The organism is Pantoea dispersa, from assembly GCF_019890955.1.
GTDB lineage: Bacteria > Pseudomonadota > Gammaproteobacteria > Enterobacterales > Enterobacteriaceae > Pantoea > Pantoea dispersa.
On the sequence record NZ_CP082347.1, the window covers coordinates 262,301 to 283,664 of the forward strand.

21 protein-coding genes are annotated in these 21,364 nt (G+C 58.9%); 10 read left to right on the forward strand and 11 right to left on the reverse strand.

Annotated elements, in window-relative coordinates; all coding sequences use genetic code 11:
* Positions 1 to 245 precede the first annotated feature (245 nt).
* The 4 genes from K7H94_RS19920 (at position 246) to K7H94_RS19935 (ending at position 4,924) form a co-directional block, all read left to right on the forward strand.
* Positions 246 to 3,617 carry an autotransporter outer membrane beta-barrel domain-containing protein gene (locus tag K7H94_RS19920; protein ID WP_222952340.1) on the forward strand — a complete coding sequence of 1,124 codons (3,372 nt, stop codon included), beginning with the start codon at positions 246 to 248 and terminating at the stop codon, positions 3,615 to 3,617.
* Positions 3,618 to 3,719: 102 nt separating this feature from the next.
* On the forward strand, positions 3,720 to 4,064 hold the full coding sequence (locus K7H94_RS19925) for a toxin (RefSeq protein WP_141496026.1): 345 nt from the start codon (positions 3,720 to 3,722) through the stop codon (positions 4,062 to 4,064).
* Complete coding sequence (locus K7H94_RS19930) at positions 4,057 to 4,371, forward strand: helix-turn-helix domain-containing protein (RefSeq protein ID WP_058758775.1); 315 nt, start codon at positions 4,057 to 4,059, stop codon at positions 4,369 to 4,371. Before K7H94_RS19925 ends, K7H94_RS19930 begins: the two co-directional genes overlap by 8 nt.
* Before the next feature lie 127 nt (positions 4,372 to 4,498).
* Complete coding sequence (locus tag K7H94_RS19935) at positions 4,499 to 4,924, forward strand: thiol-disulfide oxidoreductase DCC family protein (protein WP_222952341.1); 426 nt, start codon at positions 4,499 to 4,501, stop codon at positions 4,922 to 4,924.
* Here the strand turns inward: K7H94_RS19935 and arsC are convergent.
* The 3 genes from arsC to K7H94_RS19950 form a co-directional block, all read right to left on the reverse strand.
* The gene (arsC, locus tag K7H94_RS19940; RefSeq protein ID WP_059012276.1) at positions 4,921 to 5,349 is read right to left on the reverse strand and encodes an arsenate reductase (glutaredoxin); all 429 of its coding nucleotides are present in this window, start codon (positions 5,347 to 5,349) and stop codon (positions 4,921 to 4,923) included. The genes K7H94_RS19935 and arsC overlap by 4 nt on opposite strands.
* Before the next feature lie 17 nt (positions 5,350 to 5,366).
* Positions 5,367 to 6,650, reverse strand: a complete 1,284-nt coding sequence (locus tag K7H94_RS19945; protein WP_222952342.1) for an arsenic transporter — start codon at positions 6,648 to 6,650, stop codon at positions 5,367 to 5,369.
* A gap of 69 nt (positions 6,651 to 6,719) precedes the next feature.
* Positions 6,720 to 7,073, reverse strand: a complete 354-nt coding sequence (locus K7H94_RS19950; RefSeq protein ID WP_021509466.1) for a metalloregulator ArsR/SmtB family transcription factor — start codon at positions 7,071 to 7,073, stop codon at positions 6,720 to 6,722.
* Between the two features lie 348 nt (positions 7,074 to 7,421).
* On the opposite strand from K7H94_RS19950, the gene tcuC reads away from it, so the two are divergent.
* A complete protein-coding gene (gene tcuC / locus K7H94_RS19955; RefSeq protein ID WP_222952343.1) occupies positions 7,422 to 8,717 on the forward strand; it encodes an MFS transporter in 1,296 nt (431 codons plus the stop codon).
* On the opposite strand, the gene psrA is transcribed toward tcuC, so the two are convergent.
* From psrA to K7H94_RS19990, 7 genes are all read right to left on the reverse strand, one after another.
* The gene (gene psrA / locus K7H94_RS19960; protein WP_104093600.1) at positions 8,714 to 9,613 is read right to left on the reverse strand and encodes an L-proline-binding transcription factor PsrA; all 900 of its coding nucleotides are present in this window, start codon (positions 9,611 to 9,613) and stop codon (positions 8,714 to 8,716) included. The genes tcuC and psrA overlap by 4 nt on opposite strands.
* A 142-nt stretch (positions 9,614 to 9,755) precedes the next feature.
* Positions 9,756 to 10,871 (reverse strand): M20 family metallopeptidase, encoded by a 1,116-nt coding sequence (locus K7H94_RS19965; RefSeq protein ID WP_222952344.1) that lies wholly within the window; start codon positions 10,869 to 10,871, stop codon positions 9,756 to 9,758.
* The gene (locus K7H94_RS19970) at positions 10,871 to 11,626 is read right to left on the reverse strand and encodes a glutamine amidotransferase (protein ID WP_222952345.1); all 756 of its coding nucleotides are present in this window, start codon (positions 11,624 to 11,626) and stop codon (positions 10,871 to 10,873) included. The genes K7H94_RS19965 and K7H94_RS19970 overlap by 1 nt, the downstream gene beginning before the upstream one ends.
* A gap of 14 nt (positions 11,627 to 11,640) precedes the next feature.
* Complete coding sequence (locus tag K7H94_RS19975) at positions 11,641 to 12,720, reverse strand: phosphotriesterase family protein (RefSeq protein ID WP_222952346.1); 1,080 nt, start codon at positions 12,718 to 12,720, stop codon at positions 11,641 to 11,643.
* Positions 12,721 to 12,723: 3 nt separating this feature from the next.
* Positions 12,724 to 13,725, reverse strand: a complete 1,002-nt coding sequence (locus K7H94_RS19980; RefSeq protein ID WP_222952347.1) for an ABC transporter permease — start codon at positions 13,723 to 13,725, stop codon at positions 12,724 to 12,726.
* An 18-nt stretch (positions 13,726 to 13,743) separates the two neighbouring features.
* Complete coding sequence (locus K7H94_RS19985) at positions 13,744 to 14,490, reverse strand: ATP-binding cassette domain-containing protein (protein ID WP_021509459.1); 747 nt, start codon at positions 14,488 to 14,490, stop codon at positions 13,744 to 13,746.
* A 360-nt stretch (positions 14,491 to 14,850) separates the two neighbouring features.
* The gene (locus K7H94_RS19990; RefSeq protein WP_222952348.1) at positions 14,851 to 15,888 is read right to left on the reverse strand and encodes a LacI family DNA-binding transcriptional regulator; all 1,038 of its coding nucleotides are present in this window, start codon (positions 15,886 to 15,888) and stop codon (positions 14,851 to 14,853) included.
* Positions 15,889 to 16,227: 339 nt separating this feature from the next.
* Here K7H94_RS19990 and K7H94_RS19995 point away from each other — a divergent pair, with 339 nt between their 5' ends.
* On the forward strand, positions 16,228 to 17,178 hold the full coding sequence (locus K7H94_RS19995; protein ID WP_058758765.1) for an ABC transporter substrate-binding protein: 951 nt from the start codon (positions 16,228 to 16,230) through the stop codon (positions 17,176 to 17,178).
* Between the two features lie 35 nt (positions 17,179 to 17,213).
* Here the strand turns inward: K7H94_RS19995 and K7H94_RS20000 are convergent, their stop codons facing one another.
* Positions 17,214 to 18,077 (reverse strand): PfkB family carbohydrate kinase, encoded by an 864-nt coding sequence (locus tag K7H94_RS20000; protein WP_222952349.1) that lies wholly within the window; start codon positions 18,075 to 18,077, stop codon positions 17,214 to 17,216.
* A gap of 27 nt (positions 18,078 to 18,104) precedes the next feature.
* Here K7H94_RS20000 and K7H94_RS20005 point away from each other — a divergent pair, with 27 nt between their 5' ends.
* Genes K7H94_RS20005 through K7H94_RS20020 form a run of 4 tightly spaced genes read left to right on the forward strand, consistent with a single transcriptional unit; the run spans position 18,105 to position 21,362 of the window.
* On the forward strand, positions 18,105 to 18,950 hold the full coding sequence (locus tag K7H94_RS20005; protein ID WP_058758763.1) for a BtpA family protein: 846 nt from the start codon (positions 18,105 to 18,107) through the stop codon (positions 18,948 to 18,950).
* Positions 18,950 to 19,606, forward strand: coding sequence for a TenA family protein (locus K7H94_RS20010; protein WP_222952350.1), 657 nt, complete (start codon positions 18,950 to 18,952; stop codon positions 19,604 to 19,606). Before K7H94_RS20005 ends, K7H94_RS20010 begins: the two co-directional genes overlap by 1 nt.
* Positions 19,599 to 20,366, forward strand: coding sequence for an ATP-binding cassette domain-containing protein (locus K7H94_RS20015; RefSeq protein WP_222952351.1), 768 nt, complete (start codon positions 19,599 to 19,601; stop codon positions 20,364 to 20,366). Before K7H94_RS20010 ends, K7H94_RS20015 begins: the two co-directional genes overlap by 8 nt.
* 24 nt (positions 20,367 to 20,390) lie before the next feature.
* Positions 20,391 to 21,362 (forward strand): autoinducer 2 ABC transporter substrate-binding protein, encoded by a 972-nt coding sequence (locus K7H94_RS20020; RefSeq protein ID WP_222952352.1) that lies wholly within the window; start codon positions 20,391 to 20,393, stop codon positions 21,360 to 21,362.
* Positions 21,363 to 21,364: the final 2 nt, after the last annotated feature.

Genomic DNA, 21,364 nt, shown 5'->3' on the forward strand with positions numbered 1-21,364 from the left:
CGGGATTTATTAAATCGAAATGTATTACTGCGGCTGACTTTTTGTAGTCCAGCGACTACAGGCAGCTGCTCCCATTCTCATATTCACTCTTCCACGATTTTGCGAATATTTTTCTATCGGCCGCTTCAGACTGAACGGCAGGAATAGATTGAAGCCATATGAACAGCGCTGCGTATTAAATAGCGTAATGTCCTGTTCATTATGCTTTTGCCAAAAGGAAATGGTTAAGTCCAGTCAGGAATATTATGAACAAAAGTTATCGTGTTATCTGGAATTATGCCCTGCAATGTTATGTCGTCACCTCTGAACTGGCGCGCGGCAAAATAAAATCCTCCTGCTCCGGTAAAGCGGCCAGTAAATCACGGCTGGTCGGCGGTGTGCTGGGTTCGGCGCTGCTACTCGCCGGTTCGCCGGCAGCGCTGGCGGCTAACGGCGCGACAGTAGACGGGCCGGCAGAAACGCTGGAATTTAGCAACCAGACTCTGCAGGCGACCGATAACGATCATTACGGACTGCTGGTGCAAAACGGCGGCAAGGCGAGCGCCACGGATGTCACCGTGCTGAACGATGGCAACAATGGCTACGGTGTTTTCTCCACCCTCGCGTCTTCAGCTACTGAGATGACGCGCGGGAGCGTGCAAACCACGGGCACCGGTGGCTATGGCGTGGTTGCCAGCCTGACCGGCACATTGAAACTTGATGGTACCCGTGTGGAAACAACAGGAAAGACCGCCTACGGCGCCTATGCCTCTTCGGCCGGGATCATTAACAGCCTGAACGCAGACTATGTCACCCATGGCGACGGTGCCTACAATGTTTATTCCCGTGGCACCGGCTCACTGATCGATATTACAGGTGGTAGCGTCACCACCAGTGGCACTAAGGCTTATGGTCTGGTTGCGGGCTCAGGCGGTAGGCTTATTGCCAGCGATGTGACCGTGATTACCCAGGGTAACGATTCATCGGGTGTTTTTAGTAACCTGGCCAGCACTGAGGTCACTCTGCAAGGTGGAACAGTGACAACCAGCGGTACTAAAGCCCATGGCCTGGTGGCGGCTTCCGGCGGTAAACTCAGCGCCAGCGGCGTGCAGGTGACCACCAGCGGTAACCAGTCGAATGGCGTGACTGCAAACAATGCGGGCACGGTAGTCACGCTGACGGGCGGGACGTACTCCACCAGCGGTGAAACTGCTCATGGTATTTATACCGGGAACGCCGCAACATTGCGCGCCGGCGGTGTGCAGGTCACCACCACTGGCATGGGTGGGCACGGCGGCTTCGTCAATGGCGAAGGTTCAGTACTGAACGTGGATAACAGTGCGTTTGTGGTCAGTGGCGCAGGCGCTAATGGCCTTAATGCAAACGACAAATCAACGCTGAATGCGTCAAATTCTGAGATAAACGTCACGGGTAGTGGTACAGGCGTGGTCGCTAACAGTACCGGAACGGTGCTGAATCTCTCTGACAGCCGAATCAACATCGGTCAGGGTGGTGGATACGCAGCCTATAGCTATGACAGCAGTACTGTTAACCTGAAGAACGTGAATATTGTCACTGATGCAGACAACGAAGCCCTGGTGTCAGCATTTTCAGGCGATATCAATGCCGAAAATGTTTCAGTAGAGGCCCACGGCGGGGGTTCCGGAATTCGGGTACAGGATGGCAGTACCTTGACCGGGAAGAATATCACCATGGCTAAAAGTGGTATCGATAATGACGGCTTTAACGCTGCCATTAGCGTTCAAAGTGTGTATGACCCTGATTTAATCAATCACGTTCATCTGACTGATTCAGCTATTAACGTCACAGGCGAGAACGCCACCGGGATTCTTTCCAAATGGCAGGCCACGCTGGCGGACATTAAACTCGCCAACACCCGCATAGCCGCCACCGACGGCGCCGCCGTCAACGTGCTGACCGGCACCAGCATGAATATCGACGCCGACAACTCGGTGCTGAGCGGCAGCACGCTGCTGAAAACCGGCTATAACACAGCGGAAGGTTCAACCGCCGGCTCGGTAGTACTGAACGGCAGCAACCGCTCGCTGTTCGAAGGCAATGTAGACATCGACCGCAGCCAGACCACCGACAGCCAAATCAACCTGAGCGGCAGCTCGGCGTGGACCGGCGCGTCATCCGGCCTGAATACGCTGACGCTCAGCGACAACAGCCAGTGGAACATCACCGGCGACAGCAGCGTCAATACGCTGAGCGCCAGCAACAGTACGCTGAACTTCACCCACGACGGTGACGGCTTCAGCACCCTGACGGTTAACGGCAACTACAGCGGCGACAACAGCACGCTGGTGATGAACGCGGCGCTGGGCGACGATCACTCCGCCAGCGATAAGCTGCACATCCTTGGCGACAGCAGCGGCAGCACCGACGTGGTGGTCAACAACGCCGGCGGCAGCGGCGCGCAGACCATTCAGGGGCTGCAGCTGATTCAGGTGGACGGCGCCAGCAACGGCGAGTTCCGCCAGAAAGGGCGTATCGTCGCCGGCGCTTATGATTACAACCTGGTGAAGGGCGCGGATCAGCACGGCTGGTATCTGGTGAGCGATAAAAACGGCAGCGAGCCCGATCCGGTGGTGACGCCGGGCGAGGGCGAGGGCGGCCAGATCGTCGAGCCGCCGGTGGATCAGCACAACATGATCGTGCGTCCTGAAGCGGCCAGCTACAGCGCCAACCTGGCGGCGGCCAATACGCTGTTTACCACCAGCATGGACGACCGTCCGGCAGAGACCTTCTACACCGACGCGAACGGCCGGCAGCAGAGCACGCGCCTGTGGCTGCACAACAGCGCCGGCCACAGCCGGGTGAAAGACAGCAGCGGCCAGCTGAAGTCCGACACCAACCGCTACGCCATCCAGCTGGGCGGCGACGTGGCGGGCGGCACGCTGACCGGCAGCGACAGCCTGCGCCTCGGCGCGATGGCCGGCTACGGCAACGCGCAGAGCAAGTCGCGCTCGGCGGTGAGCGGCTACCAGTCGCGTGGTCAGGTGAACGGTTACAGCCTGGGCGTGTATGGCCGCTGGCAGCAGAACGCGGCAGAGCAGAGCGGTGCGTTCGTCGACAGCTCGCTGAGCTATGGCTGGTTCAACAACAGCGTGAAGGGCGATGACATCGGCCAGCAGTCGTACAAATCCAAAGGCATCAGCGCGTCGCTGGCCGGCGGCTACCGCGCCGAAGTGGCAACGCTGAGCGACAGCACCAGCCTGTGGCTGCGTCCGCAGGCGCAGCTGAACTGGCAGGGCGTGAAGGCGGACGACGTGAAAGAGCAGAACGGCAGCCGCGTGCAGGGCACCGGTCAGGACAACCTGCAGAGCCGCCTCGGCGTGCGCGCCTCGCTGCGCACGCTGCTGGATCCGCAGTCGCACAGCGCCATCGAGCCGTACGCTGAGGCCAACTGGCTGCACAACAGCAGGGCGTTCGGCACCGCGCTGAACGGCGTCAACATCCAGCAGGCAGGCACGCGTAACGCCGCCGAGGTGAAGCTGGGCGTGGACGCGCGGCTGAATGCGAACGTCAACCTGTGGGGCGGCGTGGCGCAGCAGCTGGGCAATCACAGCTACAGCGACACCAGCGCGGTGGCGGGCGTGAAAGTCAGCTTCTGATGATAAACGGCTCTCGTACGGGGGCCCTTTCTTTTTTACTTGAGTTGAACTATCCCCAATATGGGGATATGATGTCCCTTAGATGGGGACAGGGAAAGGGCCATGCAAGCGACGTTTATTGAGCTTTCCAGCTTTCAGAAATACCGGGCAGATTACCTGAGCGACGATCAATTCAGGCTGTTTCAGAATATGTTGCTGGCCGACCCCGAAAAGGGCGACGTCATTCCCGATACGGGCGGGCTTCGTAAAGTTCGTTTCAGGGATGAACGCCGGAACAAGGGATCGCGGGGCGGGATTAGAGTTATCTATTACTGGACGAATGAAAAAGGCCAGTTCATCCTGTTCAGCATATATGATAAAGATCAACGCGACGATCTGACCAAACAACAGCGCGATGCCCTGGCGGAGGCGCTGAACGTGATCAAAAAGGGGCTGAGACATGACTGAACGCGATATTTTCAGTGAGCTGATGGCGGGTATGCAGGAGCTGAAAGACCACCAGGACGGAAAAATCACGCTCAAGACCTATAAGGTCAGTAAGCGCGCGCCTGTCACCATTGCGCCGCAGGAGCTGCGCGACGTGCGCGAAAAGCTTAACCTGTCACAGGCCGTTTTTGCGCACTATCTTCACACGGGCGAAACCACCTATCAGAACTGGGAGCAGGGCAGGGCAAAACCTAACGCTCAGGCCGTACTGCTGATTCGCATGGTGCAGCAAAATCCTGAAACACTGCAGACTCTCGCGCAATTCTGATGCGCCTGAAACCGCGCTCACCAGCGCGGTGGCGGGCGTGAAAGTCAGCTTCTGAAAAGTGACATATAATTAAACCGGTGGGGCGTGTCGCCTCACCGGTTTTTTGTATCTGTAATGCGGAGGTCAGGTGTCATCATCTGTGCAACCCGAGTCCGCCCAGCCGATCATTCTTTATGATGGACAATGCAAGCTGTGTAATGCCTGGGTGATTTTTCTGCTGCGCCACCGCTTGCCGCGCGATTATCACTTTGCGGCGATCCAGAGCGAGCGCGGCAAACAGCTGCTGCAGCGTGCCGGATTACCGCACGATAACATCCGCACCATCGTGCTACTGCGCGATGGGCAGCACTGGCTGCGCGCGCAGGCCATCTGTCGCATTATGCACTCGCTGCCCTGGCCATGGCGCGCCTGCGGCGTTCTGCGTTATCTGCCGGACGGGCTCACTAACCTGATCTACAACCTGATTGCCCGCAATCGCTATCGCCTGTTTGGCCGTTACGACCAGGTGCACGCGATTGAAGCAGATTATCCCGGACGATTTCTGACCGACTAAAGACTGACGCGCCGGCCCTGGGCATCAATCACCACCTCACCATCCTCTTTAGTAAACGGACCGCGCTGCGCATCGGGCAGGATATCCAGCACCTGCTCAGAAGGACGGCACAGACGCGTTCCCAGTGGCGTCACCACAATCGGGCGGTTGATGAGAATCGGCTGCGCCAGCATGACGTCCAGCAGCTGCTCATCGCTCAGCGCTTCACGTGCGGGCCCCAGCGCCTGCCAGGCGTCGGTGTTTTGGCGCACCAGCGCGCGCAGACCAATCCCCATGGCGTCGATCAATTGCTGCAGCGTTTCACGCGTGGGTGGCGTAACCAGATAAAGCACAATGGTGGGCTCGACGCCGCTGTTGCGAATCAGTGCCAGCGTATTGCGCGAGGTACCGCAGTCCGGGTTGTGATAGATCGTAATGTTAGTCATTGTCAGTCTCTAAATGGTTAAAGGGAAAGGCGCAGCGCCAGAGCCGCCAGCGTCACGGCCAGCACCGGTAACGTCAGGATGATGCCGACGCGAAAATAGTAGCCCCAGCTAATGCGAATCTCTTTTTGCGCCAGCACGTGCAGCCACAGCAGCGTTGCCAGACTGCCAATCGGGGTGATTTTCGGGCCCAGATCGCAGCCGATAATGTTGGCGTAAATCATCGCCTCGCGCACCACGCCGTGCGCCGTGCTGGCATCAATCGCCAGGGCGCCCACCAGCACCGTCGGCATATTGTTCATGATGGAGGAGAGCAGGGCGCTGAAGAAGCCCGTGGCAAACGTTGCGCCCCACAGGCCGGTCGCAGAAAAACTATTCAGCAAACCGGTGAGCCAGACGGTCAGCCCGGCGTTGCGCAAACCATACACCACCAGGTACATGCCGAGCGAGAACACCACAATCTGCCACGGCGCGCTGCGCAGCACTTTACGCGTATCAATCACCTGACCCCGCCGCGCCACCAGCCACAGCATCAGTGCGCCTGCGGCGGCCACGGCACTTACCGGTACGCCCAGCGGCTCAAGAGCAAAAAAGCCAGCCAGCAATAAGAGCAGCACCAGCCATCCCGCGCGGAAAGTAGCTCGATCCCGAATTGCCGCCGCGGGCGACGTCAGCCGGGCGCAATCGTAGCTGAGCGGTAGCTCTTTGCGGAAAAACACATGCAGCATCAGCAATGTCGCCAGTACTGCCGCGAGCGTGACCGGCACCATCACGGCGGCGTAATCGCCAAAGCCGAGCCGGAAATAGTCGGCCGAGACGATGTTAACCAGATTGGATACCACCAGCGGCAGGCTGGCGGTATCGGCGATGAACCCGGCCGCCATGACAAACGCCAGCGTGGCCCCCCGGCTGAAACCCAGCGCCAGCAGCATCGCGATCACGATAGGCGTCAGAATCAGCGCGGCGCCGTCATTGGCAAACAGCGCGGCGACTGCGGCACCCAGCAGGATAATAAAGGAGAACAATTTCTTACCGCTGCCACCGCCCCAGCGCGCCACATGCAGCGCCGCCCAGGCAAAAAAGCCAGCCTCATCAAGCAGCAGGCTAATGATGATCACCGCGATAAAGGTGGCGGTGGCGTTCCAGACAATCTGCCACACCGCCGGGATATCGCCGGGATGCACCACGCCCGTCAGTAGCGCCAGAAGCGCGCCGGCGCTTGCACTCCAGCCAATGCCCAGCCCGCGCGGTTGCCAGATCACCAGCAGTAAAGTCATGGCGAAAATAGTCCCTGCCAGTAACATGTTTCCTCCGGAAAGTCAGGTTGTGTTCGTTTCATATATGGTGAATCGAATATGTATGGGTAAAATTTTTTACAGACACACCGCCCGGCCATCGGTGGTCAGCTGGTCACGCTGCACCGGCAGCAGCAGGGCATGGATCGCATCGCGCTGGCATTGCCATGCCTGTTCGATCACCGTCGCTGCCCACACCGGCATATGTGGCGAAAGGCGATAGTGGATCCACTTGCCGTCACGACGATCGCTCAGCAAACCGCTGTTGCGTAGCAGCGCCAGATGACGGGAAATCTTCGGCTGCGGCAGTTGCAGAATGGCAGACAGCTCGCACACGCACAGCTCCTGACGTTCTTTCAGCAGCAGCACCAGCGTCAGACGCGTCTCGTCGGAAAGGTTTTTAAACAGCTGCAGTGGCGTTAGCGGCGACATAATCCCTCCTGAATGGAAAGCCGACAGTGTGGTGCGGCGACGTGATGAAGTCAACTACATATGCGAAAAAAGAGATGTGTTTATCTTGTGATGCGCCAGGCTCACCGTGAGCGGCTTGAAGCGGGTCACAAATCTGTATTGTGGTGCCCGCGGGCCTGAGCGGAGTAAAAACGGGGCTGGCTTTGTTAACTCATTGTTAATATTGAGGGCGGCCCGTTGCCGGCAGCGATTAATGCGTCAGACGCATCACGCCATGCGTTTATTGCGCTTATTAACCTTAACGTTCTGATCCAGTCTTCCGAAGCAGGCGCGATTGATAACAGCGCCAGGGACAAACTGGAGATACTTATGCATTCCTCTGCCTTACCGATGACCACCCGAGCCCGGGTTGGCGCTATTTTCCGCGTCACCTCCGGCAACTTCCTCGAACAGTTCGATTTCTTCCTGTTCGGTTTCTATGCCACCTATATCGCGCACACCTTTTTCCCCGCCAGCAGCGAATTCGCGTCGCTGATGATGACCTTTGCGGTGTTCGGTGCCGGCTTCCTGATGCGACCGATTGGCGCGATTGTGCTGGGCGCTTATATCGATAAGGTTGGCCGGCGCAAAGGGCTGATCGTCACGCTGTCGATCATGGCGGCGGGCACCTTCCTGATCGTGCTGATCCCGTCGTACCAGTCGATTGGCCTGTGGGCGCCGCTGCTGGTGCTGATTGGCCGTTTGCTGCAGGGCTTCTCGGCCGGGGCAGAACTGGGTGGCGTGTCGGTTTATCTGGCAGAGATTGCCACGCCAGGGCGCAAAGGTTTCTACACCAGCTGGCAATCCGGCAGTCAGCAGGTTGCCATCATGGTCGCGGCCGCAATGGGCTTCGCGCTCAATGCTGCGCTGGAGCAGAGCGCCATCAGCGCCTGGGGCTGGCGTATTCCATTCCTGTTTGGCTGCCTGATCGTGCCGTTTATCTTTATTCTGCGTCGCCGTCTGGAGGAAACGCAGGAGTTCAGCGCGCGCCGTCATCATCTGGATATGCGTCAGGTATTTAGCACGCTGTTACAAAACTGGCCGGTGGTGATTGCCGGGATGCTGATGGTGGCGATGACCACCACCGCGTTCTACCTCATTACCGTCTATGCACCTACCTTCGGCAAAAAAGTGCTGATGCTGAGCGCCTCGGACAGCCTGCTGGTGACGCTGCTGGTGGCGATCTCCAACTTTATCTGGCTGCCAGTTGGCGGTGCGCTGTCGGACCGCTTTGGGCGTAAACCGGTGCTGCTGGCGATGACGCTGCTGGCGCTGGCGACCGCCTACCCGGCACTGACGCTGCTGGCGCAGACGCCGACCTTCAGCATGATGCTGAGCGTGCTGCTGTGGCTGTCGTTTATTTACGGCCTGTATAACGGTGCGATGATCCCGGCGCTGACTGAAGTGATGCCGGCAGAAGTGCGCGTCGCCGGTTTCTCGCTGGCCTACAGCCTGGCAACCGCGCTGTTTGGCGGCTTCACGCCGGTGGTGTCTACCGCGCTGATCGAATACACCGGCGACAAAGCGTCACCGGGTTACTGGATGAGCTTTGCGGCGATTTGCGCGCTGCTGGCGACGCTGTACCTGTATCGCCGCCGCGCGCTGACGTTGCAAACCGCGCGTTAAGCGTGCTGAGACTGTTCGATAATCAGCTTTTCCAGCTCCGCAGCGACGTAAGATTGCATACGTCCGCTGCGGCGAATTAATCCTACCGAACGGGTGACCTGCGGATCGGTCAGCGCCAGCTGGCGCAGCAGCGGATGCCCGTTCGCCGGCATCGACATCGCGGGCACGGCAGCAATGCCGATGCCCGCTTCTACCATCCCCAGCAGCGTCGTGACATGGCGCGTTTCGCAGATACTTTGCCGGGCGGGCGTAAGATGCGCCAGCGCACTGTCCAGCAGATTGCGGTTACCGGACACCTTATCCAGCGCCACATAATCCTGCAAAAAATACTCCTGCCAGCTGAGCTGCTGGCGCGTCGCCAGCGGATGATCGTGGCGACAGGCGGCGACGTAAACATCCTCCACCAGCGGCGTGAAGGTGAGCTCCGGCGGTAAATTGCGCGCAAAGCAGATACCGAAATCGGCCTGTCCGCTGCTAACTGCATCCATCACGTTGCCGACGCTGCTATCAATCAGCTTGATGCGCACGCGCGGGTAACGCGTCTGAAAGCGGCGGATCACCTCCGGCATAAAATAGTAAGCGCCTGAGGGCACGGTAGCGACGGTGATCAGGCCAGTGCGATCCTGGCTGGCGCGCTCGACGTCGGCCAGCATCGATTCGACATTATCCAGCAACTGCTCCGAGCGCTGAGCAAAGTTCTGACCATACAGCGTCAGCGTGACGCGCCTCGTGGTGCGGTCAAACAGCCGGGCACCGAGCGCCGCTTCCAGCTTCTCAATTCTGCGGCTGAGCGCTGATTGCGACAGGCAGATTGACTCCGCCGCCAGACGAAAGTTGCCGTACTCCACCAGCGCGCGGAAGGCGTAGAGATCGTTGAGGTCAAAATTGACGGGCATAACCGCGACTATCCTGCGTAATAACGCCAGCACACTGCGCCGCTGACGTTAAAAAGTTGTTATAGCCGACGAGTGTAACAGGCTGCAGGGCGTTTCCGGCGGCGCAGAGGGAAAAAATCCGCTTTTAGCGCATCAGCGGCACTCAGCGCATCCAGTCAGCGATGAGCTGCCCGTAAATCTGCTCTGCCTCGCTCAGACGGCTCACCAGGCAGTATTCATCAGTCTGGTGCGCCTGCGTCGGCTCACCGGGACCGAGAATGATGCAGGGCGGATCGCCGAGCGCCGGCAGCAGCAGCGAGGCATCGGTAAAATAGGGCACGATGCGCGCTTCCGCAGGTTGCTGCGTCACGGCTTCGCAGGCACGGTACACCGACTGAATCCACTGGTGCCGCTCCGGGCTTAGCACAGCCGGCAGATCGACCAGCGTGCTGATGTGCACGCTGTAACCGAGAAAGGTCGCCAGCTGCTGGCGAATCACCGCGTGTTGCAGGTTGGGCGCGCTGCGGATATCCACATCAAACGCGGCGCGGTCCGGCACCGAGTTAATGTTGAGGCCGCCCTCAATGCGGCCGACGTTCAGCGTCGGCTGTTTCATCAGCGGATGCGGCGCGCCCGGTGAAAAGTGACGAATTTTACCCAGCGCATCGGCCGCCAGGTAGATGGCGTTGATACCCAGCTCCGGCATGGCTCCGTGCGCGGTTTTGCCACGCGTTTCGCAGCGCAGCCACAGCGCGCCTTTGTGGCCGATCACCGGCTGGTTGGCGGTCGGCTCGCCCACGATCAGCGCGCCGACTTCAGGCAACTGCCCGGCCGCGATCAGCGCCTGGGCACCGTGGCAGCCGGTCTCTTCACCGCCGGTCAGCAGCAGTACCACGCCGCGCCCGGCGGCAATCGCCGCTTTGTGCTGCACGCAGGCCAGCACAAACGCCGCTACCGCCGCTTTCATATCGCTGGCGCCGCGCCCGTACAGCCGGTCGCCATCAATGTCGTGACCAAACGGATCAAACTGCCAAGGCTGATTACCCAGCGGCACGGTGTCCAGATGGCCAGTAAAGGCCAGCGGTTTGCCCGGCATCTGGCCCGGCAGGCGGGCGATCAGGTTGGCGCGCTGCTCGCCAAACGCTGTCAGTTCGACCACGAAGCCCTGCTCCTGCAGCCACGCGGCGAGGAATTGCACACAGGCCAGCTCATTGCCCGGTGGATTGATGGTATCAAAGCTCAGCAGCTGCTGCGCCAGAGGCAGTGAGCGCGCTGACATCAGTCACGCTCCGTCAGCCAGTCGAGACAGTTAATCCACAGCTGGCGATAGCCCGGCCAGCGGCTGAACTCTTCCGGCAGCCAGTGGGCTGACATGTCACTGGTCCACACCAGCGAGCGGCCTTGCTGATATTCGCGCACCGCCAGCAGCGGATGACCGGTGCCCGCCACGGTGGCCAGCAGCGTGCCTTCTGGCTGCATCTCCACTTCGTTGTAACCGAGCAGCCACGGCCAGTCGCCGGAAAGATCGGTAACCACTTTGTGTGACATTGTCACCTCGGCGTAACTGCCCTCCGGCGTTTCGATGCGGTCATCCCAGGCCAGACAGCGCACCGGCAGCACTTTCTCCACCAGCGTATTGCGATAGCGTGCGCCACCGTTAATCCCCTGAAAACTGTAATAACCGCCCACCATCATCAATGCGCCACCTGCGGCAACATAGTCGTGAATCAGCGCCAGGCGATTGGGCGTACGCCGGCTTTTCAGCCAGGTGTCCGGATGCAGCAGCAGGGTATTGGCACCGATATCGGACAGAATAATCACGTCCCAGCGCTGCAAATCCTCCAGCGTCTGCGGAAAATCAGTGGCGGCGGCGTGGGCCGGCATATGCGTCACGGCATAGGCGCTCTCCTGCAGCGCGGCAAGGAAATCCGCCGCACCGCTGTGCCAGGTGGCGGTAGCAAACTGATCAAAGCCTTTTACGTGCGTTGCGGTACTGGTCCAGGATTCACCGACCAGCAAGACGTTCTTTTGCATGCCAACTTCTCCGTTTATCCGCCAAACACCCGTTGCGGATTAGTGATCATCAGGGTTTCGAGTTGTTCGCCGCTGACGCCATGACGTTTCAGGCGCGGCACAAAATGTTTGAGGATGTAGCCATAGCCGTGACCGCCGTAGCGCGTCAGCATGGTTTTCAGGAACACGTCCTGGGACAGCAAAATCTGCTGCAGGTAACCGTCGTCGATCAGCTCGCAAATGGCGCGCGCATTCTCCTCATCGGACGGAGACTGCGCCGATTCGTCGGCGTAGTAGTAGCTCATGCCGATCATGTCGTATTCGAGGAACACGCCGCGATCCGCCAGCTCGCGCTGGTAGGTTTTGTCGGCAAAGCTGGGGTTCATGTGACACAGCACGGTGTGGCGCAGATCGGCACCTTCCTGCGCCAGAATATCCAGCACCTTATGGCCGAGCCGCTCCCAGCCCGGCAGATGCACCTGAATCGGCACGCCGGTGGCCGCACTGGCGCGCCCGGCGGCACGCAGCGATTTTTCTTCATCGGGCGTGAAGCGGCTGGATATGCCGATTTCACCGATCAGCCCGGCCAGCACCTCCGGCTTCTCCGGCAGTCCGCCGAGGTCGAAAATCAGCTTGTCGGTCAGCTGTTCCACGCTGATGGTTTTTACCCACTCGGGATGCGACGGCTCCAGATACAGACCGGTGCCCATCACAATATTCAGGCCGGTGAGACGGGCAATGCGCTGCAGCGCTTTACCATCGCGGCCGATGCCGATATTGGTCGGATCGATCACCGTTTCGCCGCCCAGCGCGCGGTATTTCATTAGCTCTTCAATTGCGGTGTCGACGTCAAACAGCTGGCAGTTGTCGCGACTCATCAGCGGGTTGAGCGACAGCTCGCCGAGGTTCTCGATGCGCACCGGCATTTCAGCAATGTGGCGGTCGCTACAGCAGCAGGGCGGCACCCATTTACCGGAGGCATCCAGTAAAATGTGCTCGTGCATCAGCGTGACGCCCATCTCCGCCACCGGCAGCGGACCGAGCACCGTCATCACCTGACCGCTGCTGACGCCGAGCGGCAACGGATCCGCATGGCGAAAAATTGATCCTTTCATGGGCTATCCTCTGGCGGGCGCGCGGCTCGGGTTGAGAATGCGGGTGTTGAGCCAGATGGCGAGCAAAATGATGGTGCCAGTGGCGATCTGGGTATAAAACGGTGAGATATGCGATAAAATCAGGCCGTTCTGGATAATGGCAATCGACAGCGCGCCGAGCAGCGTACCGATCACGGTTCCAAAGCCGCCAAACAGGCTGGTACTGCCCAGCACCACCGCCGCAATCACCTGCAGTTCAAAACCTTCGCCCTGGTTAGAGGAGCCGCTGCCGAGGCGCGCGGTGATGATCATGCCAGCCAGCGCCGCCGCCATGCCGCTGAGAATGTACACTTTCATGGTCACCGCTTTGGTATTGATACCGCTGCGGCGTGCACCTTCCGCGTTGGCACCGATGGCGGTGACGTAGCGGCCAAAGCGCAGGTGATTAAGCACAATGTGACCGGCCAGCAACACCACGATGCCGATCAGTGCCGGCATGGGAATCCCCAGCACCCAGGCGCGACCCATAAAGGTGAACAGGCTGTCAGCCGGCACCGGAATCGAATAGCCCTGCGTCACCAGCAGCGCGATGCCGCGCACCACTGCCAGCGTGGCCAGCGTGACGATAAATGCCGGTATCCCTTCCCAGGCGATAAAGAAGCCGTTGATGGCGCCCACCAGCGCGCCGAGCAGCAGCCCGCCAATCAGCACCACCGGCCACGGCAAGCCCCAGTTATTGAGCGCAATGGCCGACAGCGCGCCCACCAGCGCCAGCGTCGAGCCGACCGATAAATCGATGCCGCCGGTAGTAATCACCAGCGTCATTGCAGTGGCGACGATTAGCAGCGGCGCGCTTTGCCGGATGATGTTCAGCCAGTTGGTACTGGTAAGAAAGTTGCTGGTGATCAGCGAAAACACCACGCAGCAAAAGACAAAAAACAGCGCGATGCTTACCACACCCGAATGGTTATGCAACAAGCGGCGCGGCAGAGAGTGCTGGATCATGCGTGAACTGCCTAAATTCATGATGCTCATCCTGTTACCTCAGTGTGCTGCCGCGGACTGCGCGGTAAATTTCTCACCTACGATCAGGTTGACGATATCGCTCAGGCTGGTGTCCGCCACACGGCGGTCGGCCACGTTGGTGCCCTCGTACATCACCATGATGCGATCGCACACCAGGAACAGATCCTGCAGCCGATGGGTGATGAGGATCACACTGACGCCTCGCGCCGACACGCGGCGAATCAGCTCCAGCACCGCCTCGACTTCCGCTACCGCCAGCGCGGCAGTGGGTTCATCCATAATCAGCACTTTAGGATCGAACGCGGCGGCACGGGCGATAGCAATGGCCTGACGCTGCCCGCCGGAGAGGTTACGCACCAGCAGACGGGTATCGGGAATCGAGATGCCCAGACCTTTCAGCATCTCACGCGCCTGCGCATGCATTGTGGCCTGATCGAGAAACGGCACGCCAAGGATGCGTCTGGTCGGTTCGCGGCCCATGAACAGGTTACCGGCCACGTCGACCGTGTCGCACAGCGACAGATCCTGATAAACCATTTCGATATGGCAACGGCGCGAATCCGCCGGATTACTGAAGTGCTGCTGTTCGCCATCAATGCGGATCGCGCCGCTGGTGGGGATCACCGCGCCGGACAGCACTTTGGTCAGCGTCGATTTGCCGGCGCCGTTGTCGCCCACCAGACCGAGCACTTCACCGGGGGCCAGCTGCAGATTGACGCCGCGCAGAGAACGAATTGAGCCGTAGGTTTTAGTGATGTTAATCATCTCCACCCGGGCCGGAAGAGCTGGTAATTGCTGCATTGGATCACTCCCATCAACGCCTGTGGGAAATGTTTAGCCGGTCGCGAAAAAGAGGCTATCTGACACGATTTACAATCTAGTAAACCGGTTTACCTGCCAGATAAACCCTTAATTCACAGCAACAGGGTAAACGCTACAATGATATTTACTCGCCAGGTATGACATTGCAGCATCCATGCCAGCCTGAATAACAGGCACTGCACTCGCGGCTAACTTGTTGTAATACATCGTATGTTATGTAATCACCAAGTAAACCGGTTTACTCACTATACCGCTAACGGAAAAAATCGCTCACTTTTTGCGCCATGATTGTGCAGTTTTGCCTCATTTTGGGACATTGCTAACAAATCCCACCGAATCGCGACCAATCCATTCCACCGGTAAACGTGTCTCCATCGGGATGCTGCTGTCGTTGTTGAGCAGGCGCAGCATAATGCTTACCGCCGTGTGGCCCAGCTGGCGCGCTGGCTGGCGGATGGTGGAGATGCGCGGCTGGGTCAGATCGCTGTAGTTGGCGTCATCGAAGCCGACCAGCGAGAGCGCCGCCGGTGCCTGCAGGCCGATGGCGCGCAAACCGTCGAGCAGTCCCAGCACCAGATAGTCACTGGCGGCGAACACGGCGGTAGGGCGCGGCGTGCAACGGAACAGGTGCTGCAACGCCTGCTGACCAAATTCGCGTTCGTAGTTGCCATACATCACCCATTGCGGCGGTACGGTTAAACCGGCCTGCTGCATCGCGGTGCAAAAGCCAAGATAGCGTTCGCGCACGCTCATCAGCTGCTCCGGGCCGCCGATAAACGCAATCTGCGTATGCCCGGCGGCGATCAGCTGCTCAGTGGCCATGCAGCCACCCTGCACGTTATTTGCAAAGACCTTCGGCACGTTACTGCCGGGAATGTCTTCATCCAGCAGCACCACATGGCGCTGGCGCTGGATCTCGTCGCGCAGCAGGCCGTTGTCCGGCCGGTTGGTGGTGAACAGCAGGCCATCCACCTGGCGCGTATCCAGCCAGCGGATAAACTGCGCCTCTTTGTCCGGGTTGTTGCGCGTGATGCACAGCACCAGACTGTAACCGTGTGCCGACGCTGCTTCTTCGGCGGCATCCGCCAGTTCGGCAAAAAACGGGTTAGTGATATCCGGCAGTACCAGGCCTAAGGTTTCGCTGCCGCCTTTGCTTAAACGCCGCGCAAGAGAATTACCGCGATAGTCCAGCGTGCGGATCGCGCTTTCAATGCGGTCAACGGTGTCCTGCGGCAGCACAATACTGTGATTCAGATAGCGTGACACCGTGGCTTTTGACAGGCCAGCCAGCTTTGCCACGTCAGATAACAACACGCGTTTTGTACTCATCCATTTCGCCATGTTTGCCGGGGTGGCTTATCTGTAACACAGTTAAGCGCGACTAATACAGCGCTTTCCCGATTGCGTTGCTGGAGAAATAAACACTTGACAAAAAAATTCGTCGGGCGAATTGTATAAAGCGTTTACCGCAGTACCGGGATTAACTTCCCAACCCGACATTGTTTTTTTCACCCCGCACTCCCAGTGGATGGGATGCCGAAAAAGACGACGCCGGCGGCATCAAAACACGGGATTATCGCCGTGCTCAGAATCATTGAACTGATATTTACCTGCCAAAAAAACGCTCAGCGGTAGGTCGCTGAGAAGCGCTGGTTATTATTATTCCCGACGAGGAACTCAATGATGTCATCTTTCAGCGGAAAACTGCGTTCACTGTTTATCGCGAGTGGTTTACTCGCCGCAGGTTCATTATGCGTTCAGGCTCACGCCGCACCCACTTATGCGTTAGTCCAGATTAATCAGCAGGCGCTATTTTTTAACCTGATGAATCAGGGCGCACAGGAAGCGGCCAAAGCCAGCGGTAAACAGCTGGTGATTTATAACGCCAACGATAATCCCGTGGCGCAAAACGATGCGATTGAAAACTATATTCAGCAGGGAGTGAAAGGCATTCTGGTGGATGCAATCGATGTCAACGGTATTATGCCAGCGATAAAAGAAGCCGCAGCGGCGAATATTCCGGTGATTGCGATTGATGCCGTATTGCCTGCCGGTCCGCAGGCAGCGCAGGTGGGCGTAGATAACCTCGAAGGTGGAAAAATCCTCGGCAAATACTTTGTCGATTATGTTGCGAAAGAGATGGGCGGCAAAGCGCGACTGGGAATTGTCGGCGCGCTCAATTCGGCCATCCAGAACCAGCGTCAGAAAGGTTTTGAAGAGACGATTAAAAGTAACAGCCAGATAACGGTCGCCGATGTGGTCGATGGCCAGAATATTCAGGACAACGCCATGACCGCTGCCGAAAACCTGATTACCGGCAACCCGGATCTCACCGCGATCTATGCCACCGGCGAGCCGGCGCTGCTGGGTGCCATTGCCGCAGTAGAAAACCAGGGACGGCAGAAGGACATCAAGGTATTCGGCTGGGATCTGACGGCAAAAGCCATCAGCGGCATTGACGGTGGCTACGTTACCGCCGTGCTGCAGCAGGATCCGAAGAAAATGGGTGAAGAAGCGCTGAAAGCGCTGAATAGCCTGACGGCCGGCAAAACTGTGAGCAAAACCATTCTGGTTCCGGCCACGGTGGTGACCAAAGCCAACGTCGACAGCTACCGTTCGCTGTTTAAGTAACCGCCAGGCGCAGACGCGAACGTCTGCGCCCGGGCTTAGCGCTGCGCCAGAATACGTTGTAATTCATCAGCATCGGGAAACGCGTTCAGCGTGCCAGTGCGACTGACGGTGATCGCCGCCGCCGCGCTGGCATGCTGCAGCGCCAGCAGGTCGGGCGCGACGCCGCGCAGCAGGGCAGACGCCAGCAGCACGGCGAGGAAGGTGTCTCCGGCGCCGGTGGTATCGACGGCCGCGACGTTGATCGCCGGGCAGTACACGCGCTGATTGCCACGCATCAGCAGCGCACCGGCGGCACCCTGAGTAATCACCAGTGTGTTAACGCCGGCGGGTTGCAGCAGATCGGCTTCCGGTTGATTGACCACCGCGATGTCAATCAGTGGCCAGAGATCGGCGAAGTCCGGATTGACCGGTGAAGGATTAAATACCGTGGTTAAGCCGTGCGCCTTTGCCCAGCTAAATAACCGGCGGGTTTTATCCGCAGAAAAATTGCCCTGCTGCAGCAGAATATCGCCGGCTGCGGCATCGGCTAAGTAAGCCAGGATAATATCGGCTGCCAGCGCGTCGGCCGCGGCGGTGGTAGTAATAATGGCATTATCGCCATCGCTGCTATTAAAAATAATTGAGGTGTCACTGTGAGCAGACAAAAACTGAGGCGGCAGCAAGGTTAATGTTTCGTGCCGGATGCGTTCGCGGATCCACTGGCCGTTAATATCATCGCCGGTGGCGCTAATTAAGCGCGTGTCGATGCCGCAGCGCGAAAGTATGATTGCCTGATTGGCGCCCTTGCCACCGATATCCTGCGCAATTTTTTTGCCATGAATTGAGGCGCCTTTTTCAGGGAGTTGATCGATGGACCAGGTTTCATCCACCACAATATTGCCTGCAACATAGACACGCATAGTTTTCTCGTTAATAAGGTGAAAGAGATGGCTTCTATATCAGCAGAAAAAAGTAACGCGATACAAGATATTTTTTCACGCAGTAAGGCGGTGATTGGTGTTATTCACTGTGATGCTTTTCCCGGCTCGCCGAAATATCGCGGCAAACCGGTGAGTGAAATTATAGATTGTGCCCTGCGCGATGCGGATAATTATCTGGCTGGCGGCGTACACGGTTTGATCGTTGAGAATCATGGCGATATTCCCTTTGCCAAGCCCGACGATATTGGTCCGGAAACGGCAGCATTTATGGCGGTGATCACCGATAAAATTCGCGAGCGTTTTGCTGCACCGCTGGGAATTAACGTGCTGGCCAATGCGGCAATCCCGGCAATTGCCACGGCATTAGCCGGCGGAGCGGATTTTGTGCGCGTTAACCAGTGGGCCAATGCCTATATCGCCAATGAAGGTTTTATCGAAGGGGCAGCCGCTAAAGCGCTGCGCTATCGCAATCAGCTGCGGGCCGATCATATCCGCGTATTTGCCGATAGCCATGTTAAACACGGCAGCCACGCCATTGTCGCCGACCGCTCGATTCAGGAGCTGACGCGTGACGTTGACTTCTTCGAAGCCGATGCGGTGATCGCCACCGGCCAGCGCACCGGCGACAGCGCCACGCTGAGTGAAATCGACGAAATCCGCGCCGCAACGGCCTTGCCGCTGCTGGTGGGCTCAGGCGTAACGCCGGACAACGTCTGCCAGATCCTTGGTCGCACACAGGGGGTGATTGTCGCCAGCACGCTGAAAGTTGATGGCGTGTGGTGGAACCCGGTGGAACTGGCGCGCGTGAAGCACTTCATGGCGGTGGCGCAGGCTGCGCTGGAGGAGGCGTAATGGAAAGCTTCAGCGATCGGCTGCTAACGCAGCATCAGGCGCTGTGGCAGGCGATGCAGCAGCACCGCTTTGTCGTCGATATTGAGCACGATCGGCTGCCGGACAGCGTGTTTAATCGCTATCTGGTGTTTGAGGGTAACTTCGTCGCCACCGCCATCGCTATTTTTGCGCTGGCGGTGAGCAAGGCGCCCGGCATTCGTCAGCAGCGCTGGCTGATTGGCGTGCTCAATGCGCTGGTGGATACGCAAATCGCCTGGTTTGAGGCGGTGCTGGCGCGGCGCGGCATTCGGCCAGCGGATTATCCGGACGATCTGCCCGGCGTCAGCGCATTCCGCGATGGCATGCTGAAAGTCGCGCAGCAGGGCAGCTATGCGGAAATCATCACCCTGATGTTCGGTGCCGAGTGGATGTATTACCACTGGTGCCTGCGCGTCAGCGCGCAATCGCAGCAGGACGCTGACGTGCGCCGCTGGGTAGAGATGCATGCCGAAGACGAGTTCCATCAGCAGGCGCAGTGGCTGAAAACCGAGCTGGACCAGTGCGCACTGACGCTCAGCGCGGCGCAACAGGCGCAGCTGTCGCAGCTTTACGCCCGCGTGCTGCAGTGGGAGATCGATTTCCACAGCGCGGCTTACCCGGAGAGCGCCCATGACTAGCTGTTTCATCGAAGCGCGCAACATCGGCAAACGCTTCGGCGCGTTAACGGCGCTTAGCCAGGTCAATCTGTCGATCCATCGCGGTGAAGTGCTGGCGCTGCTGGGTGACAACGGCGCGGGCAAATCGACCTTTACCAAAGTGTTATCCGGCGCGTACAGCGCCAGCGACGGTGAGCTGTGGGTAGACGGCAGGGCGGTGAAATTCACCTCGCCACGCCAGGCCGCCGAGCACGGTATTGCCACCATCTATCAGGAGCTGGCGCTGGCAGAGAATCTGTCGATTGCCGAGAACGTGTTTCTTGGCCGCGAGCTGAAGCGCCGCGTGCTCGGCATTCCGTTTCTGCGTCGCCGCGCGATGCGCGAAACGGTGGATCGACTGCTGAACGAACTCGATGCGCACATTTCCGATGCCGAAGCGGCGGTCGGCAGTCTGTCCGGCGGCCAGCGCCAGGCGGTAGCGATCTGCCGCGCACTCAATCTCAACGCGCAGCTGGTGATCATGGATGAACCCACCGCCGCGCTGGCGGTCGCGGAGACGCAGAAAGTCCTGCAGCTGACGCGCCGCCTGGCGGAACGCGGCTGCGCCGTGGTGCTGATCAGCCACAACATCAGCGATGTGTTTGCCGTGGCCGATCGCATGGTGGTGTTTCGTCGCGGCCGCAAAATCGCCGAGCGCCGTCACGCGGACACCACGCCAGACGAAATCGTTGCACTCATTACCGGTGCGCATCCTGATGCGCGCATTTTCGAAAACACCTAAGCACTCACACCAGGGGAAATCATCATGCATCGCATTGCTACTGCTGTTTGTTCGCTGTCGTTGCTGGTATCGGGTTACGCCTTCGCGGCACAAAAGGTGGCCTTCGTGCCGCAAATCATCGGTATTCCCTATTTTCAGGCGATGGAGGCGGGCGGCAAGCGCGCCGCGCACGATCTCGGCGTGGAGTTTGTCTACAGCGGTCCGGTAGATACCAACCCGATGGATCAGCTGCAGATCGTGCAGAACCTGATTGCGCAGAAGGTCAATGCGATTAGTATCAGCGTGCTGGATGCCTCCAGTATTGCGCCGGTGATGGCGCAGGCGCAGGCGAGTAATGTGCATCTGTTCACCAGCGACAGCGATGCGCCCGACAGCGGGCGGCCGGTCTATGTGGCGCAGGCCACCGATGAGGGCCTGGGCGATACGGTGATCGATGAGATGGTCAAACGTGTCGGCGAGCGCGGCAAAATTGGCATCGTCTCCGGCGAAGCCACGGCGTCCAACCTCAACAGCTGGATTGGCTTTATGCAGCAGCGGGTGAAAAGTAAATATCCGCACATTACGCTGCTCAAACCCCAGTACGCCGGCGGTTCCGCCAGCCGCGCGGCGCAAATCACCACCGATTTGATGTCCGCTAACCCCGATCTGAAAGGGGTGATTGCCATGGCCTCTACAACCTGTCCGGGCGTGGCGCAGGCCATCGAAACCGCTGGCAAAAACGGCAAGGTGATTGGCAGCGGTTTCTGCAGTCCGAACACCGCGCGCGCCTACCTGAAAAGTGGGGCGTTTGGCTACACCGTGTTGTGGGACCCGGAAAAGCTTGGCTATCTGACGGTGTGGGCGGGCAAACAGCTGATCGACGGGAAAGCGTTTGCCGCCGAAAATCACGTTCCCGGCTTTGCCCAACCGGTGACCTTTGACAGCAAAACCGGTGTGCTGCTGCTCGGCAAGCCAGCGGTTTTCACCAAAGATAACGTCGACCAGTTCAAATTCTGACG

Bases quoted from the DNA above. Each gene is read 5' to 3' on its own strand.
- K7H94_RS19920 (WP_222952340.1), top strand. From the start codon at position 246: ATGAACAAAAGTTATCGTGTTATCTGGAATTATGCCCTGCAATGTTAT.
- K7H94_RS19985 (WP_021509459.1), bottom strand. From the start codon at position 14,490: ATGATTAACATCACTAAAACCTACGGCTCAATTCGTTCTCTGCGCGGC.
- tcuC (WP_222952343.1), top strand. From the start codon at position 7,422: ATGCATTCCTCTGCCTTACCGATGACCACCCGAGCCCGGGTTGGCGCT.
- K7H94_RS19930 (WP_058758775.1), top strand. From the start codon at position 4,057: ATGACTGAACGCGATATTTTCAGTGAGCTGATGGCGGGTATGCAGGAG.
- K7H94_RS19925 (WP_141496026.1), top strand. From the start codon at position 3,720: ATGCAAGCGACGTTTATTGAGCTTTCCAGCTTTCAGAAATACCGGGCA.
- K7H94_RS19945 (WP_222952342.1), bottom strand. From the start codon at position 6,650: ATGTTACTGGCAGGGACTATTTTCGCCATGACTTTACTGCTGGTGATC.
- arsC (WP_059012276.1), bottom strand. From the start codon at position 5,349: ATGACTAACATTACGATCTATCACAACCCGGACTGCGGTACCTCGCGC.
- K7H94_RS19995 (WP_058758765.1), top strand. From the start codon at position 16,228: ATGATGTCATCTTTCAGCGGAAAACTGCGTTCACTGTTTATCGCGAGT.
- K7H94_RS19990 (WP_222952348.1), bottom strand. From the start codon at position 15,888: ATGGCGAAATGGATGAGTACAAAACGCGTGTTGTTATCTGACGTGGCA.
- K7H94_RS20020 (WP_222952352.1), top strand. From the start codon at position 20,391: ATGCATCGCATTGCTACTGCTGTTTGTTCGCTGTCGTTGCTGGTATCG.
- K7H94_RS20015 (WP_222952351.1), top strand. From the start codon at position 19,599: ATGACTAGCTGTTTCATCGAAGCGCGCAACATCGGCAAACGCTTCGGC.
- K7H94_RS20005 (WP_058758763.1), top strand. From the start codon at position 18,105: ATGGCTTCTATATCAGCAGAAAAAAGTAACGCGATACAAGATATTTTT.
- K7H94_RS19950 (WP_021509466.1), bottom strand. From the start codon at position 7,073: ATGTCGCCGCTAACGCCACTGCAGCTGTTTAAAAACCTTTCCGACGAG.
- K7H94_RS19980 (WP_222952347.1), bottom strand. From the start codon at position 13,725: ATGAATTTAGGCAGTTCACGCATGATCCAGCACTCTCTGCCGCGCCGC.
- K7H94_RS19970 (WP_222952345.1), bottom strand. From the start codon at position 11,626: ATGCAAAAGAACGTCTTGCTGGTCGGTGAATCCTGGACCAGTACCGCA.
- K7H94_RS19965 (WP_222952344.1), bottom strand. From the start codon at position 10,871: ATGTCAGCGCGCTCACTGCCTCTGGCGCAGCAGCTGCTGAGCTTTGAT.
- K7H94_RS19975 (WP_222952346.1), bottom strand. From the start codon at position 12,720: ATGAAAGGATCAATTTTTCGCCATGCGGATCCGTTGCCGCTCGGCGTC.
- K7H94_RS20000 (WP_222952349.1), bottom strand. From the start codon at position 18,077: ATGCGTGTCTATGTTGCAGGCAATATTGTGGTGGATGAAACCTGGTCC.
- psrA (WP_104093600.1), bottom strand. From the start codon at position 9,613: ATGCCCGTCAATTTTGACCTCAACGATCTCTACGCCTTCCGCGCGCTG.
- K7H94_RS20010 (WP_222952350.1), top strand. From the start codon at position 18,950: ATGGAAAGCTTCAGCGATCGGCTGCTAACGCAGCATCAGGCGCTGTGG.